Below are 6566 nucleotides of genomic sequence, written 5' to 3' on the forward strand. Positions count from 1 at the left end.
CATGGTTCGTGCGTCACGGCGAGAGCCGGACGCTGAAGAGGTCGGCGCCGCCGCTGCTCGTGATCGTGCCGAGCGGGGCGCCGAACACGATTTGCTGCTCGAAGCTGCCACCCAGGATCACGTCACCTTTGCCGTCGACGGCGACGCCAAAGGCCGTCTGCGTGCCGGTTCCGCCAAACGTCTTCGTCCAGAGCGGAGCCCAGCTCGACGCGGCGAGCTTCACGACGAACACGTCGCTTCCGTCGCCCGTCGAGATCGTGCCGGCGCCGAAATCGATCGACCCGTCGAAATGCCCGGTCACGAGTACGTTTCCTGCGCCGTCGACGGCGATCCCCGCGCCGCGCGAGGTTCCAGTGATCCCGAAGCGCTTGCTGTTCACGTGATTTCCGTTCGCCGCTGCGAGTTCGGCGACGTACACGTCGGTGGTTCCCACGGCCGTCATCGCACCGCCGCCGAAATCGAGCGAATCCATGAAGCGTCCGGTGACGAGGATGTTGCCGTTCGGCGCGGTGGCGATGTTGCCGTGGGATTGATCGCCACTCGAACCAAAGAGCTTGCTCCAGATGTGATTGCCGTTCGACCCGTTGTACATCGCGACCACGACATCACGACCGCCGGCACCGGCCATCTGGCCGCCGCCGAGATTCACGCCGGTGTCGAACGTCTCACCCAAAATCGCGACGTTGCCGTCCTTTGTGACCGTGAGGCGCCGTCCTCGCTCATTACCATTGCTGGAGAATATTTTGCTCCAACGGTGATTGCCTGCGGAATCATGGCTCGCCAAGAAAATGTCTTCGCCGTCGGGGTCGAGGTTGTTGCCTCCGAGGTTCACCAAGTCGTCCGTGACCCACCCCGTGACGAAGAGATTCCCCGCGGCGTCGACGTCCACGTCCTGCGCGGTTTGCGTATTTCCCGCGCCGTACTTCTTGCTCCAGACATGCGCGCCCGCCGCGTCGAACGTGGCGATGTAGATATCGCTGTCCTGGCTCTGCAGGTCACTCCCGCCGAAATTGATCGTGCCGTTGAATTCACCGACCACAGTGATCTGACCCGCGCCGCTGACGGCGACACCACGGGCGAGGTTGACGCTCGTAGGAAACGTTTTCACCCACCCGATCGCTCCGTCAGCGCCGACCTTTGCTACGTAAGTGCTGCCCTCGGCCGCGCTGAAGAGGAACAGATCCGCCCCGATCGCCGCGTCGACCGTGCCAGCAACCACATACCCACCGTCCGGCGTGAACGCCACGTCGTAGATCGCGTCGTCCATCGGATCGGCGTTCTTGCCGGCCGGCGTGACGCCTTGCTTCACGGCGCCCGTGCACATCGCGATGACCGTCCCATCGCAATCCTCGTCCGCCGCCGTCGTGCAATTGTCGAACGCAGGAAAGGTCACCTGCATGCAGCCCTCAATGGTCTTCCCATCGCTACTGCACGTCCCCTTCCCAACGGCGCAGGTACCTTCGAGATCCGGCAAGTCGCACTCGACGTCCGCTCCAGGCGCACAAACACATACCTTATCCATCGCGTCGGCCTCGCCATTGCAGTCCTCGTCCCCGGCGTTGACGCAATCCTCCCCGAGCTTCGCCGGCACGACTTCTCCGTCGCAGAGGCCCCACTCCATGCCGTTGTCCCCGCATTGTTGCGTGCTGCCTATGCAGTGGCCCACGCCCTCCGTGCCGGCGGGCCCCGAATAACACGACCTCGCCTCACCCGGGGTGCACGGCTCAATCATCCCGCCGGTCCCCCCCGTCGAGCTTGACGAGGCTCCTCCGCCGCCCGCGGCTCCCCCCGTTCCCCCCGCGTACCCCCCGCCACCCGCGGATTCCCCTGCGTTATACGGATTGTCCCCCCCAAGAACCTGCACACAACTCGCCGCCGTGAGCAACACCGCGACACCAAGCAGCTTCCAAGCTCGCATCCAAACGCCTCAATCCCTGCTCCACGTCGACTTGGGTTTCGCCGTCTTCCCGGCCGGCGTCCCGCTGGTCTTCGTGGATTGCGTCGTCGTCGCTGGCGTGCTCGTCGGCGTCGCCGCAGCCGCGCTCACCACAGGCGCAGCGCTCGCCGACGCAATCGCCGCAGGCGCCACCTCCGCCGTCTCCACCGGCGCTGCCGGCACGACCACGGGCGCGGCCGTCGCCACGACCGGCTGCGCCGACGGCGCCGCCGCGGCCGGCTCCGGCGTCTTGGCTTCCTCGCGCGACGAGAGTGCGAAGAAAAGAACAAGCGCCACGAGCAAACACGCGAGCCCCACGCCTGCGGCGATGAGCCCCGCCGGCGAGGAACGTCGCCCCGCCGGCACCGCGGTCATCCCGCTCCCGAGCGGCGTCATGACCGGGCCCATCGGCGTCCCTGCCTGCCCCACCGGCGTCATCACGCCGAACTCCGCCCCGCTCGGCAGCGGGGCGCGCCTTGGCGCCATCGGCGTCGTCGCCTGCGTGTCCAGCGTGCTGATCGCCACCTCAGACGGGCGCGACGCGAACGACGGTCGCGGGAACGCCCCCGGCGGGAAAACCCCCGAGCCACCGAGCCCCGGCTGCGCCACCCCGAGCGCCTCGGCGAGCGCCTTGACCGCGCTCGTGGCCGACGGGAACCTCTCGGACGGCGTCTTCGCCGTGGCCCGCGCGAACCAGCCATCAAACGCAGGCGGCAAGCTCACGCCGAGCCGGCCGGCCCGCGCGGACGCCGGCTCGCGTGGCCCGATCGCGGCCTGCGCGGCGAATGCGAAGACGTTCGCGCCGCCGCGCGACTCCTCGAACCAATACGCTTTGCCCACGAGGAGCGTGAACGCGATCATCCCGAGCGCGAAAATATCGGTCGCAGGCGAGACCGACGATTCCATCAAGAACTGCTCGGGCGCCATGTAAAGCGGCGTGCCGAGCGATTGCGTCGCGCCCGCCGCCGTAGAGCCGGCGGCCACGATCTTCGCGATCCCGAAATCGAGCACCTTGATCCGAGGGGGGCCGTCCTCGCGCTCGCAGAGGAACAGATTGTCGGGCTTGAGGTCGCGATGGACGATGTGGGCCCGGTGCGTCTTGTCGAGCGCGAGCGAGGTCTGGTGCAGGTACGAGACCACCTCCGCCGGCGGCAAGGGGCCCGTGTGGCGGAGCCGCTTGCCGAGCTCCTCGCCGCGCAAAAGCTCCATGACCAGGAAGGGCATGCCGGTCGCGTCGTCGATGCCCGCGTCGAAGACGTCGACGATGTACTCGCTCTCGATCTCGGCAGCGACACGCGCCTCCTGCCGGAAACGCCCGCGCAGGTCGTCGCTCTGGAGGAAGTTCGCGTGCATCACCTTGAGCGCGCGGCGGCGGTTCGTCTCGAGGTGGACGACCTCGTACACGGCCCCCATGCCCCCCGCGGCGATGCGACGCTCGACGCGGTAACGCCCGGCGAAAATGGATCCGGCTGCCAGATCAGACGACACGACCTGCTCCCTCGACAAAGATCCCGCCGTTCACATGTTTGCATGCAAACGGTTTTCCGTCGCAGTAGACGGCCAGTTGCCAGCGAAGTCAAGCTTCGGGGGGTGCGGGGAGGGCTCGGACGCGGTGGGTGCACCGCTCGGACGCGAACGGCGAGGGCCAGGACGCGAAGGGGGTCCCGCTAGGACACGAACGTCGGGGGCTCGGACGCGAACGTTGAGGACTCGGACGCGAACGAGGTACCGCTCGTACGCGAACGTCGAGGGCTCGTACTCGAACGTCGAGGGGTAGTGGGCAAATTTGCCTCTGAGTGGTCAAGTTTGCCAGATCTCGGTAGATTCCAGTCCTACTACACTCCATGATCGGGCTTGCCTGAAGGGCTGGCCGGGGGCGCGAGAGCGCCCTTGGGCTTGCCCCTAAAAGGCGCCGCCCCGAAGGGTCTGCAAACCCCCGGGGCGACTTGGCAGCCACCTCACTCTGCGAGGAGCCACCCGATGCTTCGTCTAGTCCACCCTCGTCCCGAGGGCCAAGGGACTCGTCCGCCCAAAGGCCGGAAAAGTCCCTACCTCTTCCCCACACCCGAAGAGCGCGCCCACATGCGGGCCGCCGAACGCAACATCTCCCGCGCCTACGGCGGGCGGGACGTGCTCGCCTCCGTGCTCGGCGTCGCACCCGGCACGCTCAACAAGATCCGCCACGAGAGTTCCTACGCAATCGCCGTCCTGCTCGCGCGCGCGGGCGGCATCCCCGTCGAGCAGGTCCTCACCGGGCGTCCCCACGTGGCGGGCTCGTGCGCTCTTTGCGGGCGGAAGGGAGGCGCGTCGTGATGACGAATTCTCCTTACCGCCAGCGCCCGTTGAAGGGGTCGGATCTCATCGAGATTCAGCGGGCAAATCTGCGCGCGCTGCTTCGCCATCTCCATCGGGAGCTGGGCTCGTGGATCTTGGTGGCGCATAAGCTCGGTTTCCGCCGTTCGTTCATTCTCGCATTCTGCGATGGGACGGAGCCCGGCAATATGGCGCTTGCGCGGAGCATCGCGCGCGCCGTTGGTCTCACGCTCGATGATGCCCTCATGGGGAAAGCTCCGCCGAGGAAAGCCCCGTCTCTCGTGCTGGTCGCGTCTCCGAAGGGCCCTCGCCGGAAGGGCGGTGCTTCATGAACGAGCACGACCAGGGCCAGGGCCACGACCAGGACAAGGCTCCCGAGAGCCTTCCCGCGATCCTTACGAGCGAGCAGGCGGATCGCGTGCGGAAAGCTCTCACGCCTTTCGTTGCCGGTCGCGGGCCGTGGAAAGCCGCCGAAGCGATCGGCTACGCCCCGAAGTACGTCCAGGCGTTCCTTCGCGGGGAAATCCACTGCACGCTGCATTTCACAATGTGCGTGGCGCACGCGCTCGGCATTGAAGTGGAAACCCTCGTGCGAGGGGACAGCACGTGATCCGGCAGCGCGCCTCCCCCGGTGGGGGCGCGCCGATCGTCGAAGTGGACGTGGACGACGTCGAGGCCATGCGCCCGATGCTCGTCCGCTATGTTCGCGCGATCGGCGTGGTGTCTGCGCATGTACCGGACATCGTGCAGGAGACGGTGATCACGACGTGGGAAGCCTTGAATGAGGGGCGCGTGCGTGGTGGGGAAAGGACGCCGCCCGAGGTGTCCCTGTGGGGCTTCATGAAGCAGACGGCGTGGTTCCATGCCAAGAACCTTTCGCGGCGCGCCTCCACGCTACACGAGGTGCCGGCGTCATCGCTTCGGGATGTCCCGATCCTCGCAACGTCGGACCCAATGACGGCCATTGAAGCGCGGGATCTGCTCGCGCGGGTAATGGAGTCGAGCCCGAACGTCGCGCACGTTGTGGAACTCGCCGCCCGTGGGTTCATCGGGGCCGATGCGGCGAGAGCCGCGGGACAACCACGGGCCACGTTCTACGCTCACGAAAAACGGCTCCGCGCCGCTCTCCGGAAGCTCGGAGCGGCTCCCGCCCCGAAGCAGGCTCCACGCCCCACGTGGAAGCAGCGGAAGCGCAAGCGCCATCGTTAAATTGGACACACACGACGCTTGACGCCCATCTGGTGTGCTGGCATCCATGTCCGTGCCGGGCGATCGAACCCTCCTTCGCCCGGCACGGCGCGCCCATCTCGGGTTCGCCGTTCAGGGAAGTGAAGGGAGAGCCGCGGAGCCTACACCCCAACATACTCGCCCGCCACCCGGTTAAGGGGGTTCGTGAGGATGCAAGGGTACCGGGATCTCGTCAAGGGTTCGGTGCGCCGCGCTCGATCTCAGCACAGAGATCGCATATGCTGTTCAACAACGTCCTGAATCAATACCAGCGTGAACAACCCTCTGAGGAGAAAGACCGCGAGAGTATCAACGAGCGCGCGAACCGTGCGTTCGACTACAGTCTGGAACAGTCCCGACCGATACTCTCGGGCGTCATCGGAGCAGCGTTTCAGTCGCTGGAGAAGATGGGCCGCCAGCCCATCGTCGAATACGACCAAGATGTTGCCGATGTGGTTCGACAACATTCCGCGCTACTACATAAAGGACTTCGTGCGTGGTTCACGCTGTCCTTTTTCCCGCAAGGCGGGCCGGTCGGGGTCACACTGGTGCGCTTCCCGATACACTTCATACCTGTGTACCGAACGCAAAACCTGCATATCTTCGGCCGCATCGCCCGCTTGGGCGGCAAGGCAGAGTATCATCACTACGGTTCGTTCGATGGGCAGCGACTTTGTTCCGGTCCCAGCGGAATAGAGTTCCCGGCCCGGCGCATGGTCGAGACGGCGATACAAGACATGCGAGTCTTACACGCCTAAAGGCGCCTGAAAACATTCGACGTAGCCGGCAACGATTCGCTTGTCGACGAATCGTACGATGACCACAGGAACGTGGCATCGATAGCCGAACACGACCGTTTCATCGCCCAGCGATACCGCGTCGAAAGTCATCGACGCGGTATCGAACAAGGTCATGCCAGCGGGCCACGCCACGAGGCAAATCGTGTCATCGATGAACTCGAATGGTAACACCTCGCCCACCCCCGTCTGGACGCCGCCCCGCCCCCGTGGCAGGCGCCGCGAGCACGCGCATCCGGGCCTGCCACCGCGCGCCAACGGGCTTCGACAGCAAGCACCGCGCAGACGCCTGC

At 66.0% G+C, this 6566-nt stretch carries 7 protein-coding genes; 4 read left to right on the plus strand and 3 right to left on the minus strand.

What is annotated here, in order from left to right:
- Nucleotides 1–13: 13 nt before the first annotated feature.
- Both QHF89_RS13065 and QHF89_RS13070 read right to left on the minus strand, forming a co-directional pair.
- Nucleotides 14–1732: an NHL repeat-containing protein gene (locus tag QHF89_RS13065; RefSeq protein ID WP_136968680.1), complete on the minus strand. Its 1719-nt coding sequence runs from the start codon at nucleotides 1730–1732 to the stop codon at nucleotides 14–16.
- Nucleotides 1733–1927: 195 nt separating this feature from the next.
- Entirely contained in the window at nucleotides 1928–3424 is a 1497-nt protein-coding gene (locus QHF89_RS13070) for a serine/threonine protein kinase (RefSeq protein WP_284720433.1), read from the minus strand.
- A gap of 594 nt (nucleotides 3425–4018) precedes the next feature.
- On the opposite strand from QHF89_RS13070, the gene QHF89_RS13075 reads away from it, so the two are divergent.
- The 4 genes from QHF89_RS13075 (at nucleotide 4019) to QHF89_RS13090 (ending at nucleotide 6234) form a co-directional block, all read left to right on the plus strand.
- Nucleotides 4019–4249: a hypothetical protein gene (locus QHF89_RS13075; protein WP_136968681.1), complete on the plus strand. Its 231-nt coding sequence runs from the start codon at nucleotides 4019–4021 to the stop codon at nucleotides 4247–4249.
- Between the two features lie 328 nt (nucleotides 4250–4577).
- Nucleotides 4578–4859 (plus strand): hypothetical protein, encoded by a 282-nt coding sequence (locus QHF89_RS13080; protein WP_136968682.1) that lies wholly within the window; start codon nucleotides 4578–4580, stop codon nucleotides 4857–4859.
- Nucleotides 4856–5458, plus strand: a complete 603-nt coding sequence (locus QHF89_RS13085) for a sigma-70 RNA polymerase sigma factor region 4 domain-containing protein (protein ID WP_136968683.1) — start codon at nucleotides 4856–4858, stop codon at nucleotides 5456–5458. The genes QHF89_RS13080 and QHF89_RS13085 overlap by 4 nt, the downstream gene beginning before the upstream one ends.
- Before the next feature lie 257 nt (nucleotides 5459–5715).
- Nucleotides 5716–6234, plus strand: a complete 519-nt coding sequence (locus QHF89_RS13090) for a hypothetical protein (RefSeq protein ID WP_136968684.1) — start codon at nucleotides 5716–5718, stop codon at nucleotides 6232–6234.
- Here the strand turns inward: QHF89_RS13090 and QHF89_RS13095 are convergent.
- Nucleotides 6223–6566: hypothetical protein (locus QHF89_RS13095; protein ID WP_284720434.1), on the minus strand; the 344-nt coding region annotated here is incomplete at its 5' end. The two genes, QHF89_RS13090 and QHF89_RS13095, sit on opposite strands and share 12 nt — an antisense overlap.

The organism is Polyangium sorediatum (genome assembly GCF_029946465.1).
Classification (GTDB): Bacteria; Myxococcota_A; Polyangia; order Polyangiales; family Polyangiaceae; genus Polyangium; species Polyangium fumosum.

Bases quoted from the DNA above. Each gene is read 5' to 3' on its own strand.
- QHF89_RS13080 (WP_136968682.1), top strand. From the start codon at position 4,578: ATGAACGAGCACGACCAGGGCCAGGGCCACGACCAGGACAAGGCTCCC.
- QHF89_RS13075 (WP_136968681.1), top strand. From the start codon at position 4,019: ATGCGGGCCGCCGAACGCAACATCTCCCGCGCCTACGGCGGGCGGGAC.
- QHF89_RS13065 (WP_136968680.1), bottom strand. From the start codon at position 1,732: ATGATTGAGCCGTGCACCCCGGGTGAGGCGAGGTCGTGTTATTCGGGG.
- QHF89_RS13090 (WP_136968684.1), top strand. From the start codon at position 5,716: ATGCTGTTCAACAACGTCCTGAATCAATACCAGCGTGAACAACCCTCT.